A 15,658-nucleotide genomic window follows, 5' to 3' on the forward strand; every position below is an offset into this window, starting at 1 on the left:
CGGCCTTCGCTAGGCCACGACCTCGCCGGTGGTCTCATAGGTGGCGATCTTGCCGATGCGGCGGATGTGGCGCTCCACGTTGGAGAACGGCTCGGCCAGGAACGCCTCGATGATTTCGGTGGCTTCTTCCAGCGAATGCTGGCGGCCGCCCACAGCCACCACGTTGGCGTCGTTGTGCTCGCGGGCCAGGCGTGCGGTGTCCAGGTTCCAGGCCAGGGCGGCGCGGATGCCGACGACCTTGTTGGCGGCGATCTGTTCGCCGTTGCCCGATCCGCCCAGCACGATGCCCAGCGAGTCCAGCCCGGTGGCGCGGTCGGCGACCACGGCCAGGGCCGCGTTGATGCAGAACGAGGGGTAGTCGTCCTCGGCGTCGTAGGCGGTGGGCCCGTGGTCGACCATCTCGAAGCCCTTGGCGGCGAGGTGGGTGATCAGGTGGGCGCTGAGCTCGAGGCCTGCGTGGTCTGTGGCAATGTGAACGCGCATGTGATTTGTCCTTAGGCGGTGGTGAAGGCGGGATGCAGGAACCAGCCTAGCGGCGGGCCCGGCCGGGGACTAAGTTGATGACCCGGTCTGGCGCCGTCCGGAGGCCAGCGAGTTGAGCAGCCCGGCCATCGCCTGGGCGTCGGCCATGGTGGCCACCGAGTAGATGCGTGCTCCCCCGCGCGGGCGCTGCACGATCACGCCCGGGCCGGCTCCCATGATGAAGGCGATGCCCGCGCCGCTGACCCGCAGGCCCCAGCCGCCGAATTCGGCCGGGGTGATCTCACGTGCCTCGGCCTGCTCGATGTCGGAGGGCTTGACGTGCAGCATCTTGAGGAACCCGCCGCCGTAGACGCGGATGCCGGCATCGTTGGCCACCACCTTTCCGGCCAGGCAGGTTGCGCCGGCCCCCATCACGATGGCGATGCCGGGCACCATGGACCAGAGGGCGACCGGGCTGTCCCTCCCTGCGGTGATTCCAAGCGCTGCCATGCCCACGGCCAGGACCGGCATGAGGCCCAGCATCCCGGCCGGTCCGCGCACCGTGGAAGCGATCATGGTCCCGGGGGCAAACGCGTGTGCGGCTGACGCCGCGCTTGGCGACGCGGAGCCCTCCGCAGGGGCCCTGGGCGGCAGTGCGGAACGGACCAGCAGTGCGGAGCCGATTCCCCACAGCACGCCCAGCACGATGCCGGCAACCAGCATCGTGCCGTCCATCCGGGTGCCCAGTGCCGCGGGTTTGTCCAGCTGGCCGACCAGTCCGGAGAGGAACATCCCTCCGATGCCGACCACCAGGCAATTGCCCAGGCCCGCCATCAGCGGGATCCCGCTGCGGCCCGCGGCCCCGGTGAGACTGCCTGCAGAGACCGGCATGAGGATGCCCAGCAGCATGAGGGTGAAGGCGCCAACCAGCACGTGGGTGGTGAGGCTGCCGGTCCCGTCGGCCACCCCGGAACCGCCCCAATGCGTTGCCACCGGGTCGGGCAGCCTCGACCGCCACAGCAGCGAGCTGCCCAGGTGGGCCGCCAGCACGATGCCCAAGGTCGACAGCGAGAGCACCCAGAGCCTGGGCGTGCGGGCCGTGGCCGGCGGCGGGTTCGGCGATGCGGTCATGGGTTCGGATTCCCCTTTGGTGGTGCGGACGTGGGACTGCCTCGAGCATATCCAGTTCACCGCACGGGTTTCATCCCTGCCGCGCGGGTGCCGGGCATGCTAGATGAAGTGGGGCCCGCGCCCGGCCAGGCGCAGCACGCCCGAGACCATCGAGCGGGCGGTCAGCGCGCTGGTTGCCGGGTTGGCGGGATCCGGGAAGTTCTCGATCCCGAAGCGGTAGTTCCCGCCGTCCCCGCGCACGGTGATCTCGTGGCGGGTCATGGCGGCGGCCGGGTCGGCGATGATGTCCACCGCCACCAGGTCCAGGTCCCCGGCGGCCAGGCCCAGGGCGGCGGCCACATTGATGTTGGAGGGGAAGTCCCTGACGGCATCGGCCACCGAGCCGGAGAAGACGGGCGCCGCGGTTCCGGATTCGGCCACCCGGGTGATCGCCGAGCGCAGGGTGCCGGGCAGCCCCGGATGCAGCAGCGCCGCGGGCAGCTTGCGGGTGTGCAGCTCGATGGCGTTGATGGTGCCGGCCGAGGCGCGGATGAGGTCCAGTCCGCCGATGGCTCCGGTGGAGTAGTGGCAGCGTCCGGGGCCGGCCTCCAGCGCGGCGCGCAGCCGGCCATCGGCCAACGCCCCCAGCGAGGCCACCAGCAGGTCGGTTCCCGCGCCGGTGATCGCCGGCCCGTGGGCACGCACCGCGACCGGGGAGGCGCACTCGATGACCAGGTCGGCCCGTTCGATGGCGGTGGCCAGGTCCAGCACCGGGACCCGCGGCCCGGATCCGGGCCCGTCGGGGCCGGTGGTTCGTGCCGTGCGTGCCGCCGGATCGGGGTCGGCCAGGGACGCACGGTCCAGCACCCCGAGCACCCGCACCTCGCCGTCGTGCGCTCCAAGCATCCGGTGGACCGCCTGCCCGATCGCGCCGTATCCCAGCAGCACCACATCAATTCCCATGTCATCCATCCAACCAGCATCCGCGTGCACTTGCGGGAGGACGGGGTGGTGGTGAGAGAATGGGCACACTGTTCAAGGCTTGTTTCACACTCTGAGGGTGTTGCGGCACGCCGTGCCGCATCGCCACGCGCCGTTTCGGGCCCGGTGCAGCCCACAGATTTCAGCTCGGCAACCATCGAAAGGCACGTCAGACCATGCCAGGAATGAACCTCACCCGCGAAGAAGCCCGCATCCGCGCGGAACTGATCCACGTGCACTCCTACGACGTCGAGTTGGACCTCACCGCCTCCGACACCGTCTTCTCCTCGCGCACCACGGTGCGCTTTTCCGCCTCCGCGGGTTCCTCCACCTTCATCGACGCGGTCACCTCGGCCGTGCGCTCGGTGAACCTCAACGGCGTGGAGCTGGACCCCGCCGCGGTGTCCGACGGCGTGCGCATCGCCCTGGAGGACCTTGCGGAAGAAAACACCCTGGTCATCGACGCCGACGCGCTGTACATGAACACCGGCGAGGGACTGCACCGCTTCGTGGACCCGGTCGACAACGAGGTCTACCTCTACTCGCAGTTCGAGGTGCCCGACTCCCGCCGCATGTTCGCGGTCTTCGAACAGCCCGACCTGAAGGCGACCTTCGCCTTCACGATCACCGCCCCGGAGCACTGGGACGTCATCTCCAACGCCACCACCCCGGAACCGGTACCCGCCCACCGGGGCGCCAAGACGTGGGCCTTCGCCCCGACCGCGCGCATCTCCTCCTACATCACCGCACTGATCGCCGGCCCCTACCGGTCCGTGCGCTCGGAGCTGACCAGCAGCGACGGACGGGTCATCCCGCTGGGCGTCTTCGCCCGCGCCTCGCTCATGGAGCACCTGGACGCCCAGAACATCTTCACCCTCACCCGCCAGGGCTTCGAGTTCTTCGAGGAACAGTTCGGCACCCCGTACCCGTTCGAGAAGTACGACCAGCTCTTCGTGCCCGAGTTCAACGCCGGCGCCATGGAGAACGCCGGCGCGGTGACGTTCCTGGAGTCCTACGTCTTCCGCTCCCGGCCCACCGATGCCATGGTCGAGCGCCGCGCCATCACGATCCTGCACGAGCTGGCCCACATGTGGTTCGGCGACCTGGTCACCATGCGCTGGTGGAACGACTTGTGGCTCAACGAGTCCTTCGCCGAGTTCATGTCCACGCTCGCGGCCGCACAGAACACGCAATTCACCTCCTCGTGGACCACCTTCAACATCCTGGAGAAGAACTGGGCCTACCGCCAGGACCAGCTGCCCTCCACGCACCCGATCGTCGCCGAGATCCGCGACCTCGAGGACGTGCTGGTGAACTTCGACGGCATCACCTACGCCAAGGGCGCCTCCGTGCTGCGCCAGCTGGTCGCCTGGGTCGGCCAGGAGCAGTTCATGGCCGGGGTGCGGGAGTACTTCGCCAAGCACGCCTGGAAAAACACCGAGCTGCCGGACTTGATGCGCGAGCTGGAGGCCGCTTCCGGACGCGACCTGGGGCAGTGGTCGAAGCTCTGGCTGGAAACCGCCGGGGTCAACACGCTGCGCGCGCACATCGACACCGACGATGCGGGCACCATCACCGGCTTCGACATCGAGCAGACCGCGGTTGCCGAGCACCCGGTGATCCGCCCGCACCGTCTCGCCGTGGGCTTCTACGACCTGGACGAATCCGGTGCACTGGTGCGGGTGCACCGCGAGGAACTCGACGTCGCGGGCCCCTCCACCCCGGTGCCCGCGCTGGTGGGACGCCGGCGCCCCGCGCTGGTGCTGGTCAACGACGACGACCTGGCCTACACGAAGATCCGCCTGGATCCGGCCTCGCTGGACACCGCGACCGAGCACCTGAAGGACTTCGCCGACTCGCTGCCCCGCACCCTGGTGTGGTCCGCGGCCTGGGATGCGGTGCGCGACGCCGAGACCGGTGCCCGCAACTACATCGAGCTGGTGCTCAAGAACATCGGGCACGAATCCGACTCCACCGTGATCATGGTGCTGCTGCGCCAGCTGAACACCGCCCTGGACTTCTACGTGGCCCGCGAACACGCCCCGGCCGCCCGGCTGGCGGCCGCGGAGAAGCTCTGGGAGCTGGCCCGGGAGGCCAAGGCCGGATCGGATGCGCAACTGCAGTTCACCGGCGCCTTCGCCAACCTGGCACACACCGACTCCCAGCTCGACGCCGTCGCCGCCCTGCTCTCGGGCGACGGCGCGCTCGAGGGGCTGGCGGTGGACGCGGACCTGCGCTGGGACCTGGTGGTCTCGCTGGCCGCCGGGGGCCGCGCCGACGTGCCGGCCATCGAGGCCGAGCTGGCGCTCGATGCCACCTCCACCGGGCAGCTGGCCGCCCACACGGCGCGTGCCGCGATTCCCACGCACGCGGCCAAGCGGGCCGCCTGGGATGCGGTCATCGCCGGGAAGTTGTCCAACCTGGAACAGCGCGCGGCCATCGCCGGGTTCAACCGCGTGCACGACGCGTCGCTGATCTCCGCCTACACGGACGAGTACTTCGACTCCGCCCGGCTCGTGTGGGAGTCCAAGAGCTACGAGATCGCCCAGCAGATCGTCACCGGGTTCTACCCGGCAGCGCAGACCAGCGCGTCCACGCTGGCCGCGACCGATGCGTTCCTGGCCGGGCTGGGCGAGGATTCCCCGGCGCTGCACCGGCTGGTCATCGAGTCCCGCGAATCGGTGGTCCGCGCCCTGGCCGCGCAGGCGGCCGACGTGCGCGTGTCCGGCGCCTAGCCGGACCGCCTGCGGAAAAGGGGTGGTGCCGGCGTGCGCCGGCACCACCGGTTGGGCGAGAATGGTTGCATGAACCTGGCACTGCACGAATATCGCGTTGACATCTCCTGGACCGGCAACCGCGGCGAAGGAACCTCCGGCTACCGCAGCTACGGACGCGACCACGTGATCCGCGCCGCCGGCCTGCCCGACCTCCCGGGCACCGCCGACCCGACGTTCCACGGGGACAAGGACCGCTGGAACCCCGAGCAGCTGCTGCTGGCCGCGCTGTCCCAGTGCCACATGCTCTCCTACCTGCACGTGGCGGTCCGGCACGGGCTGGTCGTCACCGGGTACACCGATGCCGCCTCCGGGGTGCTGCGGCTGAACCGCGACGGCAGCGGGGAATTCCTCGAGGCGAACCTTGCCCCGCGCGTGGGGCTGGCCGACGAATCCCAGCGGGAGCTGGCCGATTCCCTGCACTCGGCGGCCAACGCCGTGTGCTTCATCGCCCGCAGCGTGAACTTCCCGGTGCACCACGCCCCGGTGGCCCCGGGCGCCTGAACCGTGGACACCGGCACCCCGGCGGTTCACCGGCTGACCGCGATGCTGCTGCCGCTGGCCGATGCCGGCCGGGCAGCGAGCGCGCAGGCCTACATGAAGACCACGCAGCCGTTCCTGGGCGTTCCGGTCCCCGTGCTCCGGCGCACCACCCGCGAGCTGGTCCGCCTGCTCGGCGCCGCGAGCGCGCCGGAGCGGCTGGAGCTGGCCACCGGGATCTGGTCGCAGGCCACGCACCGCGAACACTGGTACGCCGCCCAGGAAATCTGTGCGGCAGCCGCCTGCCGCGGGGACCTGGCATTCCTGCCGCTTTATGAGCGCATGATCCTCGAGGGCGCCTGGTGGGACATCGTCGATGGCTGCTCCCGGCCCCTGGGGCAACTGCTGCTCGCCCACCCGGAACCGCTGGCCGCGCAGATACGCCGCTGGAGCACGGATGCGAACATGTGGAAGCGGCGCCAGTCGATGATCTGCCAACTGCACCTGCATGCGGACACCGACACCGTGCTGCTCGACGAGGCGCTGCGCGCCAACCTGGGCGACCGGGAGTTCTTCATCCGCAAGGCCATGGGCTGGGCGCTGCGGCAATACGCGAGGACCGACCCCGGGTGGGTGCGTGACTGGGTGCGGGCGCACCGGGAGAACATGAGCCCGCTGGCGGTGCGCGAGGCGCTCAAGCACCTGGGCCAGGCGGTGTAGTAGGTCCCCTCGACAGGGGCCGGCGTCTCACGCCCTGCGCGAAAGCCGTGCGGCCCTCGCTGAGCCCGCGGGATAATGGGCACAAAGGGTCCCGGGCCGCAGCCGGGAACTGAAAGGACACCGAACCGTGAACGAGAACCGCCCCGCCCCAGAGTCCGCCCCCGAGCCGGCACTGCTGCCGGTGCCCACCCGCTTCGGCGAGGGCATCGGGCAATTGCGCCCCTTCGGCGAGGAACCGGGCCAATTGCGCCCGGTCGGTGCCTCGCTGGGCAACGCCCTGCCCGAGGGCAAGCTCTCCCCCAACGACGACCACGACCCGGCCGCCTACGAGGGCACCTTCTACGCGCAGGTCGGCGGGCGGGAGACCTTCGCCAGGCTGGCCGAGGCCTTCTACGACTCGGTCGGGCAGGACCTGGAATTCCGCGCCATGTACCCGGAAACGGACCTGCGTCCTGCCACCATGCGCCTGCAGCTGTTCCTGGAGCAGTACTGGGGCGGGCCAAAGACCTACTCCGAGCGCCGCGGGCACCCGCGCCTGCGCATGCGCCACGTCCCGTACACGATCAATTCGCACAACCGCGATACCTGGCTCAAGCACATGCGCATTGCCGTGGACTCGCTGGAGCTGCCGCCGCTGCAGGAGGCAACCCTTTGGGACTACTTCGACCGGGCCGCCCACTCGCTGATGAACGCGCCCGACCAGTAATCGCGCCGGGCAGGCGGGTCCGCGGGATCCGGGCGGCTAGCCCAGGATGCCGCCTTGGCGTGCCACCACGTGGCCTCCGGTGCTGCCCAGCCGCAGCCAGGCGCCGGAGGAAAACAGCGTGGAGCTCTCCCCCTCGCGCAGGAACCCCAGTGCGTGGGCGCCGAAGGCCATGGCCAGCGGCATCGCCGCTTCCACCCCTTCGACGGGCGAGGACCAGATCCTGGCTCGGACGGTCTTGAGCACCGGGCGCCCGGCGTTTTCGGGCAGGGCCTGGGCCACCACGCCCATCCCGCGCACCGCCTCGGCCACCAGGGTGTCGTCGGACAGCGTCGCCACCGCGTCCCAGCCGCCGCGCGGGACCTGCTGGCCCGCCCACGACGCGTTGACCTCAGCCGGGGGAACCGAAAGTTCCAGGGACCCGGTCCCCATCCGGGCCAGCCGCTCGGTCAGCGCCGAGAGCGCATAGACGCCCTGCGCCTTGGCCGGGACCGAGAGCCGCACGGCGCGCATCCCCAGCACCGTGGGAACCGAATCGCCCAGGAATTCCGGGTAGAGCACCGGGACATACAGGGCCAGGGCGTTGCCGGCCGCCTGCATCATCACCGAGCCGTCCTCGATCGAACGCGCGCGGGAAAGGAACGTGGCCAGGTCCGCAACGGTTTCCTGGTCCTCGAGTACTACGAATTCACTTGCCATGCCTTCATACTTCCATGTCCGGTGCGTGTCGGCCCATTGCCGCAGTCCCGCGGAGACACACGACACCGCCGCGCGGGGAGGCGGCGGGTGCGAATACGGCGAACGGAACACCGGGGCGATAGTGTCTTACCAGATCCATTTTTCTCCCCTCCAAGGAGCAGACACGTGAGTACCCAAGACACCACGACCCCGAAGCTGATCGAGCTGCTGGACCTCTCCGGCGACCCCGAGGCCCGCACCGACGAGGACATCTTCGTCGGCCACACCCCGCCGCAGGCCAGGAACCGCGTCTTTGGCGGCCAGGTGCTCGGCCAGGCGGTGATGGCCGCCTCCAAGACCATTGCGGAGGAGCGCCCGATCCATTCGATGCACGGCTACTTCCTGCGCGCCGGGGACGCCAGCCTGCCGATCACCTTCGGGGTGCAGCGGCTGCGCGACGGGCGCTCGTTTTCCGCCCGGCGGGTGCACGCCTACCAGAACGGCGTGCCGATCCTCTCGATGATCGCTTCGTTCCAGGCGCACTCCGAGGGCCTTGACCACCAGGACGCCATGCCCGAGGGCATCCCGGATCCCGAGTCGCTGCCCACCACCGCCGAGCTGATTGGCGACCTGGACCACCCGGTGGCCAAGGAGTACGCGTTCGACAGGCCCTTCGACATCCGCTACATCAGCGAGCCGCTCTTCCTCAAGGGCCCGGCCAACCGTCCGGCAACCAACGCGGTGTGGATGAAGACCAACTCCGCCATGCCCGAAGACGACGCCATGCACCGTGCCGCGCTGGCCTATGCCAGCGACTACACGCTGCTGGAGCCGGTGCTGCGCCGCCACGGGTTGACCTGGATCACCCCCGGCATGTCCGTGGCCAGCCTGGACCACGCGATGTGGTGGCACCGACCGTTCCGCGTCGATGAGTGGCTGCTCTACGTCCAGGAGTCCCCCAGCGCCTCCGGTGCGCGGGGGCTGGCCACCGGGCGGATCTTCAACCGCGCAGGAGAACTGGTGGCCACCGTCGCCCAGGAAGGCATGATCCGCCTGCCCCAGGACGAAGACTAGCCCCGGGGGGCGGCCCCGGACACTGCCGGCCAAAAACAACGAAGGCCCGGATCCCGCCAGAAGAAATTCCGGCGGGATCCGGGCCTTTGTCGTGGACCGAACCGAAGCGCCCCAAAGGCGCGTCGGCTGCTAGTCGCGGGTCAGGCGGCGGTGGGTGACGCGGTGCGGCTTGGCAGCCTCCGGGCCCATGCGCTCGACCTTGTTGGCCTCGTAGGAATCGAAGTTGCCCTCGAACCAGTACCAGCTCGACGGATCCTCATCGGTGCCCTCGTAGGCCAGGATGTGGGTGGCCACGCGGTCCAGGAACCAGCGGTCGTGCGATACGACCACGGCGCAACCCGGGAATTCGAGCAGAGCGTTTTCCAGCGACGAGAGGGTTTCAACGTCGAGGTCGTTGGTCGGTTCGTCAAGGAGCAGCAAGTTGCCGCCCTGCTTGAGGGTCAGCGCCAGGTTCAGGCGGTTGCGCTCACCACCGGAGAGCACACCTGCCTTCTTCTGCTGGTCCGGGCCCTTGAAGCCGAATGCCGAGACGTAGGCGCGCGTGGGAACCTCGACCTGGCCGACGTACATGTAGTCGTTCCCCTCGGAAACAACTTCCCACAGGGACTTCTCCGGGTCGATGCCGCCGCGGTTCTGGTCGACGTAAGAGATCTTGACCGAGTCGCCGATCTTCAGCTCGCCGCCGTCGATCGGCTCCATGCCGACGATGGTCTTGAACAAGGTCGACTTGCCCACGCCGTTGGGGCCGATGACACCGACGATGCCGTTGCGCGGCAGGGTGAAGGACAGGTTGTCGATCAACACGCGGTCGCCGTAGCCCTTCTTCAGGTCCTTGGCCTCAATGACCAGGGAGCCAAGTCGCGGCCCTGCCGGGATCTGGATTTCCTCGAAGTCCAGCTTGCGGGTGCGCTCGGCCTCCGACGCCATTTCCTCGTACCGGGCCAGACGCGCCTTCGACTTGGTCTGGCGGCCCTTGGCGTTGGAACGAACCCATTCGAGTTCTTCGCTCAGGCGCTTGGCAAGCTTCTGGTCCTTCTTGCCCTGGACCTCGAGACGCTCGCGCTTCTTCTCCAGGTACGTGGAGTAGTTGCCCTCGTACGGGATCAGGCGCCCGCGGTCGACCTCGGCAATCCACTGGGCCACGTGGTCCAGGAAGTACCTATCGTGGGTCACGGCAAGGACGGCACCGTGGTATGCCTGCAGGTGCTGTTCGAGCCATGACACGGACTCGGCGTCCAAGTGGTTGGTGGGCTCGTCGAGGAGCAGCAGGTCAGGCTTCTGCAGGAGCAGCTTGCACAACGCCACGCGGCGGCGTTCGCCACCGGAAAGGTGGGACACCGGCGAGTCCCCCGGCGGGCACTGCAGGGCATCCATGGCCTGTTCCAGCTGGGAGTCGATATCCCACGCGTCGGCCGTGTCGATGGCTTCCTGCAGGTGTCCCATTTCCTCGAGCAGCGTGTCGAAGTCCGCGCCGTCCTGGGCCATCTCCTCGGAGATCTCGTTGAATCGGGTGATCTTTTCATAGATCTCCCCGACGCCTTCCTGGACGTTGCCCAGAACGGTCTTTTCTTCGTTCAGCGGCGGTTCCTGCAACAGGATTCCAACGCTGTATCCCGGGCTGAGGCGTGCCTCGCCGTTGGAGGGTATGTCCAACCCCGCCATGATCTTCAGGATCGTGGACTTGCCGGCACCGTTCGGTCCAACCACGCCAATTTTTGCACCTGGATAGAACGACATGCTGACATCGTCGAGAATGACTTTGTCGCCAACGGCCTTGCGAGCCTTGGTCATCGTGTAAATGAATTCCGCCATGCCCACAAGGCTAGTGCCTTGGACGGACTTCCTCACAATTTCAGCGGCCGGATTCCCCCAAGCAGGCATGTTCCTGCACACATTGGGCGGCCACGGCATCCGATGCCGTGGCCGCCCACACATTCCCTGCCAGTTTGCTGCCCGGGCCCTCAGGCCGCCTCGGTGTCGGTCACGGACTCGGCGTCCGGCCAGCCGGTCACCGGGAACCCGTCGTTGGACTCCTCGCGCCCGTGGACCGACTCGCCGGCACGGGTGCGTCGCGCACCGTTGTCCTCGCCCCCGGCACCCCGGATCCGCTCGAAGCGGCTGACCCCGAAACGGACGTCGTGGCCCAGCGCCATGGCCTCGATGTCCACGCTGAAGCCGCGGGCCCCGTCCTTCCGGTCGTACTCGCGGACCTGCATCTTGCCGTAGACCACCACGTGGTCGCCCATGTGGATGCTGGCAAGCAGGTTGGTGGCCATGGCCCTGAAGCAGGAGACGGTGTACCAGTTGCTGTGGACGTCCGCCCACTGTCCCGTGTCGGGATCCTGCCGCCGTTCGTTGCTGACCAGGCGGAATTTTGCGATGACCGTGCCGCTGCTTTCCCCGCTCTGGCGGGGTTCGGTTCCCACCACACCGCGCAACGTAATGTGGTCCGTCATGGTGCACTCCAATGTTCGGATGTTGGCGGGCAGTTCCCGCCTCGTCCTCCCAGTGTGGCGCTGTCCGCCAGGCGTGCTGCCCATCCGGTTCCCGGCTGTGGAGATGCCACGCCGCAGGACGCTAACCAACCGCCGGTGGTTGTGCGGAGAACTCGCCGGACCGAATTCCCGCCTGCGGGATTCCCGCCTGCGGGCCCCTCGCGGAACTGCTTGGTGGCGACCAGCACGATGGCCAGCAGCAGCGGGACGATCCATCCGGACCAGCCAAGGATCGTCGCGTTGACCGTGTTGATCGGGGCGCCGGCCGCGGCGAAGACCATGGAGAAGCCGGCTGCGGCATTGAAGGTGCCGTGGGCCAGCGCGGCCGGCCACACCGAAGCCGAGCGAAGACGCAACCACCCGAAGACTGCGCCCACGAGGATGCACATGCCGATCATCATGAACACCCCCAGCCACCCCGGAGCCAAGGGGTAGTTGTAGCCCAGCAGGACCAACGGCGCATGCCAGATGCCCCAGATGATGCCCGACACGACGATCGCCCACACCGGGCCGTAGGGCATGAGCTTGGGCAGCAGCCAGCCGCGCCAGCCGAGTTCCTCGCCCAGGGCAGGAAGCAGGTTGATGAGCGCACCGATCAGCACGTTGACAAACTGTAGCGCCACCAGCATTTCGATGGGCAGGGGCAGCTCGCCCTGGCCGGCTGCGGCCAGTATCGCCTTGAAGGCGGAGAAACCGGTGAAATCCGCCGGGTAGACCCCCAGCGCAGCCCCGACGGGAAGTGCCGCCAGGATCAGTGCCACCGGGACGGTCAGGGCCAGGACCAGGTACATCAGCAGGCGGCCGGCGGGTTTCAACGGCCACAGCCCCAGCGAGCGAAACTTGGCAGCGGGCCGTTCGATGAAGAAGACCATGGCCAGTGCTGCGACCGCCGGCGTGAACATCATGGCCAGGGCAACGACCCCGAACCTGGTGTCGAACAATCCGTCGCCCTGCCACAGCGGCCAGGCCACCAGCCACGCCAGCCCGCAGGAGATGGCCGTGAAGTACAGGATTGCTCGCTGGTTGCGGTCCACGTCCGATAACGCCTTCCCTCGTGGGCGGATTGGGTTCGCCATGACCCGGTGAGGCCCATATGGGTCTCCCTAAACCCTGCCATGCCCACCCTGACCCCGGCATCATTCCTTGTGCGGATCTTCCCGCGCCAGGAAGCGACCGCCCCGATTCGGGCCTCGCCCCGGTCGCGCCTGATGGCTATTGCGAATTCGACCCGGCTACGTGAAGCTGGGGAAACCACGGCAAGTGCTTGCGACAGTGGGCAACGGCGATCAAGGATGGAACCATGGAAACCCGAGAACTGCCAACGGACGCGGAAGCCCGCTCATGAACTCGGTTAGAGTCGTGCTGCGTGGCGGACCTTTTGACGGCCGCGAGATGACGGTTTCGGATTGGCCGGAAGACCTGGTGGTTGAATCGATGCCGGAGGACCTGCATCTCGAAGCCAGGGTCCGCGCGCGCTATCTGGCCAGGGCCCCGGATGCTGTGGCGCCGGGGCCTCGTGAAATGGTGTGGGACGGTGCCCACCGGGTCGGTGGGATCCACCACGCCTGACGAATCCACATTCCCAAGGCGCCGTCGGCCTGACGCCTGGGAATCGATGCCCGAACGGCATCGAGCGAGGTGGCGTTCGATTCTTTACGGCGCCGCCAATGAAGAAACCAGTGATCCGGCTGCCCGACAAGCCGACCGTTTGAGGGCGTCGTGCATGAATACTGCCCCCAAGCTGCCCTCGAAGCAGCATTTTCCTCACCACGCAAAAGCGGCACTCACTAGGAATATCCAAGTGAGTGCCGCTTTTGCGTGGTGCCCCCGGCGCGATTCGAACGCGCGACCGACAGATTAGAAGGCTGTTGCTCTATCCACTGAGCTACGGAGGCAAGTGCACAAGAATCATAGCCCAAACCATTAGTGGTCTCACATTTCACCCGGGGCGATACCGGGCCGCCGGGCCGCGTGGGGCGATGAAAAACAATTACTCCGGACGTATGATGAACATGTCAGCCAGCGCATGCTTGGGGAGGTTGACACCCACCGCAAAGATCCACCGCTTTAGCGTCGAAAGGCTGCCGTTGCCGAGCAAATCCGAAGCACCCGTCGAAGCGACTCGGTTGCCCACAAACACGGCGTGGCGCAACTCCATCTTTGGCATTTTCTTTTTATGCGGCTTCGCGTTTGCCACCTGGGTTGCCCGGCTTCCTGCCGTTCGGGTGCAGCTCGAACTTTCCACCTCCGATGTCGGCATCCTTCTTTTCTCCCTGGCCATCGGTTCGATCGGAGGCTTGGCGTTTGCCCCCGGCATCTTGGCGAGGCTCGGAATCCGTCGCGGGATCACGCTCGGAATGCTCAGCATGGGCGCGGCCCTGGCGGTACTGGGCGGCATGACCGAGGTGCTCGGGAGCACCGTGGGCGCCATGGCGATCCTGGTCTTCTACGGTTTTGTCTTCAGCGCCACCGACGTGATGATGAATGTCGACGGCGCCGCGGTCGAACGCTCCCTGGGCAAGACCGTGCTGCCGATGATGCATGCCTTCTTCAGTTTCGGGACCATCATCGGCGCCGTCCTGGGCGCGGGGGCCTCACGCCTGGACATCGACGTGATGTGGAACTTCGCGGTCGTCGGTGTCCTGATCATGGGCCTTGGCGTCTACTTCGTCCGCAACGTTTCGGGCCTTGAACCGCCGCCGGCCCAAGGCTCCGCCACGGGTCCCGCCGCCGACACCTGGTGGCGGCGCCTCATGGCCTTGTTCCGCGACGGGCACTTGATGTTGATCGGCCTCATGGTCGCCGGGTTGGCGTTTGCCGAGGGCACGGCCAACGACTGGCTCACCATTGCCTCGGTGGACGACCACGGATTCACCGAAGCCACCGGAGCCCTGGTTTTCGGCGCATTCGTCGCGGCCATGACGGCGGGACGAATTTTCGGCGGCCCTCTTATTGACCGACTCGGACACAAGCGGGTCCTGGTGACCATGGGGATCCTGGGTCTCGCCGGCATCGTCTTGTTCATCCTGGCCCCGGCGCCGTGGGCGGTCTTCACCGGGGCCCTGCTGTGGGGCCTGGGCGGGTCGCTCGGGTTCCCCGTGGGCATGAGCGTTGCGGCAGCGCACCCCACCGATGGACCCCGACGCGTGGGCATCGTTGCCGTGTTCGGCTATTCCTCGATGCTGATCGGGCCGCCTGTCCTGGGATTCCTTGGCGAACATTTCGGGGTGCTGAAGGCATTCATCCTGGTCGCGGCCATTCTGCTGCTGACCCTGCTGATCACGCCGAAGGCCACGAACGTTCCGGGACCGCGTCCGACCCCGGAACGGATCGACTAGTGCCCGAAGCGCATGGGGTCCAGGCGCTCTCCCGCCGTGCCGTCCAATTCGTCGATGGCCAGTACCTCCTGCGCTGAGAGGTTGAACGCAAAGACGTCGAGGTTCTCGGCCATCCGGACCGGGCTTGTCGTCTTGGGAATGGGAACGGCGCCGCGCTCGATCTGCCAGCGAAGCACCGCCTGGGCAGGGGTGACCTTGTGGGCAGCGGCCGCGGCAAGCACCGGGGCGGCGTCGAGCAAGTCGTTTTCCCCGCGGCCCAGCGGCGCCCACGCTTCGGTGACTATCCCGTGTTCGGCATGGAACGCCAGCCGGTCGTCGTCAAGCCAAAACGGGGAGTGCTGGATCTGGTTGACGTCCGGAACCACGCCGGTGGCGTCGATCAGCTCCTGCAACTGCGGAACCGTGAAGTTCGAGGTGCCGATGGCCCGCACCCGCCCGCGCTTGAGCAGCTTCACCAGGCCCTCCCAGGCCTGCACGTAGTTGCCTTCCTTGGGGTTCGGCCAGTGGATCAGGAAAAGGTCAAGGTATTCCAGCCCCAGGCGCTTGCAGCTGTTCTCCCAGGCATCCATGACTCCCTGGACCGAATGCCACTGCACGTTGAACTTTGAGGTAATGAACAGTTCCTCGCGGGGAACCGACATCGAGCCGAGCCCCTCCCCGATCCCTTCCTCGTTTCCGTAGTTTTCCGCGGTGTCGATGAGCCGGTAGCCGGCCTCCAATGCGTGGGCCACGGCCGCCCCGGCCTGGATGTCGTCGAGCTGCCACGTTCCAAGGCCGATTGATGGCATGAAGGCGCCATTGTTGAGTTCACGTAACGGGACCGATGCGTAGTTATCTGACATT

General features: G+C 67.6%; 16 protein-coding genes and 1 tRNA gene. 7 read left to right on the top strand and 10 right to left on the bottom strand.

What is annotated here, in order from left to right; genetic code table 11:
* Positions 1 to 9: 9 nt before the first annotated feature.
* The 3 genes from J2T21_RS09490 to J2T21_RS09500 all read right to left on the bottom strand — a co-directional run bounded on the left by J2T21_RS09490 (position 10) and on the right by J2T21_RS09500 (position 2,535).
* Positions 10 to 483 (bottom strand): ribose-5-phosphate isomerase, encoded by a 474-nt coding sequence (locus J2T21_RS09490; RefSeq protein WP_307580776.1) that lies wholly within the window; start codon positions 481 to 483, stop codon positions 10 to 12.
* 69 nt (positions 484 to 552) lie between these two features.
* Complete coding sequence (locus J2T21_RS09495; protein WP_307580778.1) at positions 553 to 1,593, bottom strand: DUF1648 domain-containing protein; 1,041 nt, start codon at positions 1,591 to 1,593, stop codon at positions 553 to 555.
* 99 nt (positions 1,594 to 1,692) lie between these two features.
* On the bottom strand, positions 1,693 to 2,535 hold the full coding sequence (locus J2T21_RS09500) for an aspartate dehydrogenase domain-containing protein (protein ID WP_307580780.1): 843 nt from the start codon (positions 2,533 to 2,535) through the stop codon (positions 1,693 to 1,695).
* A gap of 194 nt (positions 2,536 to 2,729) precedes the next feature.
* Here J2T21_RS09500 and pepN point away from each other — a divergent pair, with 194 nt between their 5' ends.
* From pepN to J2T21_RS09520, 4 genes are all read left to right on the top strand, one after another.
* Positions 2,730 to 5,288 carry an aminopeptidase N gene (gene pepN, locus J2T21_RS09505; RefSeq protein ID WP_307580782.1) on the top strand — a complete coding sequence of 853 codons (2,559 nt, stop codon included), beginning with the start codon at positions 2,730 to 2,732 and terminating at the stop codon, positions 5,286 to 5,288.
* Positions 5,289 to 5,357: 69 nt separating this feature from the next.
* Positions 5,358 to 5,831: an OsmC family protein gene (locus J2T21_RS09510; RefSeq protein WP_307580784.1), complete on the top strand. Its 474-nt coding sequence runs from the start codon at positions 5,358 to 5,360 to the stop codon at positions 5,829 to 5,831.
* Between the two features lie 3 nt (positions 5,832 to 5,834).
* On the top strand, positions 5,835 to 6,527 hold the full coding sequence (locus tag J2T21_RS09515; protein WP_307580786.1) for a DNA alkylation repair protein: 693 nt from the start codon (positions 5,835 to 5,837) through the stop codon (positions 6,525 to 6,527).
* 277 nt (positions 6,528 to 6,804) lie between these two features.
* Positions 6,805 to 7,233 (top strand): globin, encoded by a 429-nt coding sequence (locus J2T21_RS09520; RefSeq protein WP_307580958.1) that lies wholly within the window; start codon positions 6,805 to 6,807, stop codon positions 7,231 to 7,233.
* Positions 7,234 to 7,269: 36 nt separating this feature from the next.
* Here J2T21_RS09520 and J2T21_RS09525 read toward each other — a convergent pair whose 3' ends face one another.
* The gene (locus tag J2T21_RS09525) at positions 7,270 to 7,929 is read right to left on the bottom strand and encodes a hypothetical protein (RefSeq protein ID WP_307580788.1); all 660 of its coding nucleotides are present in this window, start codon (positions 7,927 to 7,929) and stop codon (positions 7,270 to 7,272) included.
* A 165-nt stretch (positions 7,930 to 8,094) separates the two neighbouring features.
* Between J2T21_RS09525 and J2T21_RS09530 the strand changes: the two genes are divergently transcribed.
* The gene (locus J2T21_RS09530) at positions 8,095 to 8,982 is read left to right on the top strand and encodes an acyl-CoA thioesterase (protein WP_307580790.1); all 888 of its coding nucleotides are present in this window, start codon (positions 8,095 to 8,097) and stop codon (positions 8,980 to 8,982) included.
* A gap of 129 nt (positions 8,983 to 9,111) precedes the next feature.
* Here J2T21_RS09530 and ettA read toward each other — a convergent pair whose 3' ends face one another.
* The 3 genes from ettA to J2T21_RS09545 form a co-directional block, all read right to left on the bottom strand.
* Positions 9,112 to 10,794, bottom strand: coding sequence for an energy-dependent translational throttle protein EttA (gene ettA, locus J2T21_RS09535; protein WP_307580791.1), 1,683 nt, complete (start codon positions 10,792 to 10,794; stop codon positions 9,112 to 9,114).
* Positions 10,795 to 10,943: 149 nt separating this feature from the next.
* Positions 10,944 to 11,438 carry a single-stranded DNA-binding protein gene (locus J2T21_RS09540; protein ID WP_307580793.1) on the bottom strand — a complete coding sequence of 165 codons (495 nt, stop codon included), beginning with the start codon at positions 11,436 to 11,438 and terminating at the stop codon, positions 10,944 to 10,946.
* Positions 11,435 to 12,511, bottom strand: a complete 1,077-nt coding sequence (locus tag J2T21_RS09545; RefSeq protein WP_307580796.1) for a CPBP family intramembrane glutamic endopeptidase — start codon at positions 12,509 to 12,511, stop codon at positions 11,435 to 11,437. The genes J2T21_RS09540 and J2T21_RS09545 overlap by 4 nt, the downstream gene beginning before the upstream one ends.
* Before the next feature lie 307 nt (positions 12,512 to 12,818).
* Between J2T21_RS09545 and J2T21_RS09550 the strand changes: the two genes are divergently transcribed.
* On the top strand, positions 12,819 to 13,046 hold the full coding sequence (locus tag J2T21_RS09550; RefSeq protein ID WP_307580798.1) for a hypothetical protein: 228 nt from the start codon (positions 12,819 to 12,821) through the stop codon (positions 13,044 to 13,046).
* A 250-nt stretch (positions 13,047 to 13,296) separates the two neighbouring features.
* On the opposite strand, the gene J2T21_RS09555 is transcribed toward J2T21_RS09550, so the two are convergent.
* Together J2T21_RS09555 and J2T21_RS09560 are read right to left on the bottom strand one after the other, a co-directional pair.
* Positions 13,297 to 13,372: transfer RNA gene (locus J2T21_RS09555), tRNA-Arg, on the bottom strand.
* 95 nt (positions 13,373 to 13,467) lie between these two features.
* Positions 13,468 to 13,674 (bottom strand): hypothetical protein, encoded by a 207-nt coding sequence (locus tag J2T21_RS09560; protein WP_307580800.1) that lies wholly within the window; start codon positions 13,672 to 13,674, stop codon positions 13,468 to 13,470.
* A 28-nt stretch (positions 13,675 to 13,702) separates the two neighbouring features.
* Between J2T21_RS09560 and J2T21_RS09565 the strand changes: the two genes are divergently transcribed.
* Positions 13,703 to 14,815 (top strand): MFS transporter, encoded by a 1,113-nt coding sequence (locus tag J2T21_RS09565; protein WP_307580802.1) that lies wholly within the window; start codon positions 13,703 to 13,705, stop codon positions 14,813 to 14,815.
* Here J2T21_RS09565 and J2T21_RS09570 read toward each other — a convergent pair.
* Entirely contained in the window at positions 14,812 to 15,657 is an 846-nt protein-coding gene (locus tag J2T21_RS09570; RefSeq protein ID WP_307580804.1) for an aldo/keto reductase, read from the bottom strand. The genes J2T21_RS09565 and J2T21_RS09570 overlap by 4 nt on opposite strands.
* Position 15,658: the final 1 nt, after the last annotated feature.

This window comes from Paeniglutamicibacter psychrophenolicus, from assembly GCF_030812255.1.
Lineage (GTDB): Bacteria > Actinomycetota > Actinomycetes > Actinomycetales > Micrococcaceae > Paeniglutamicibacter > Paeniglutamicibacter psychrophenolicus_A.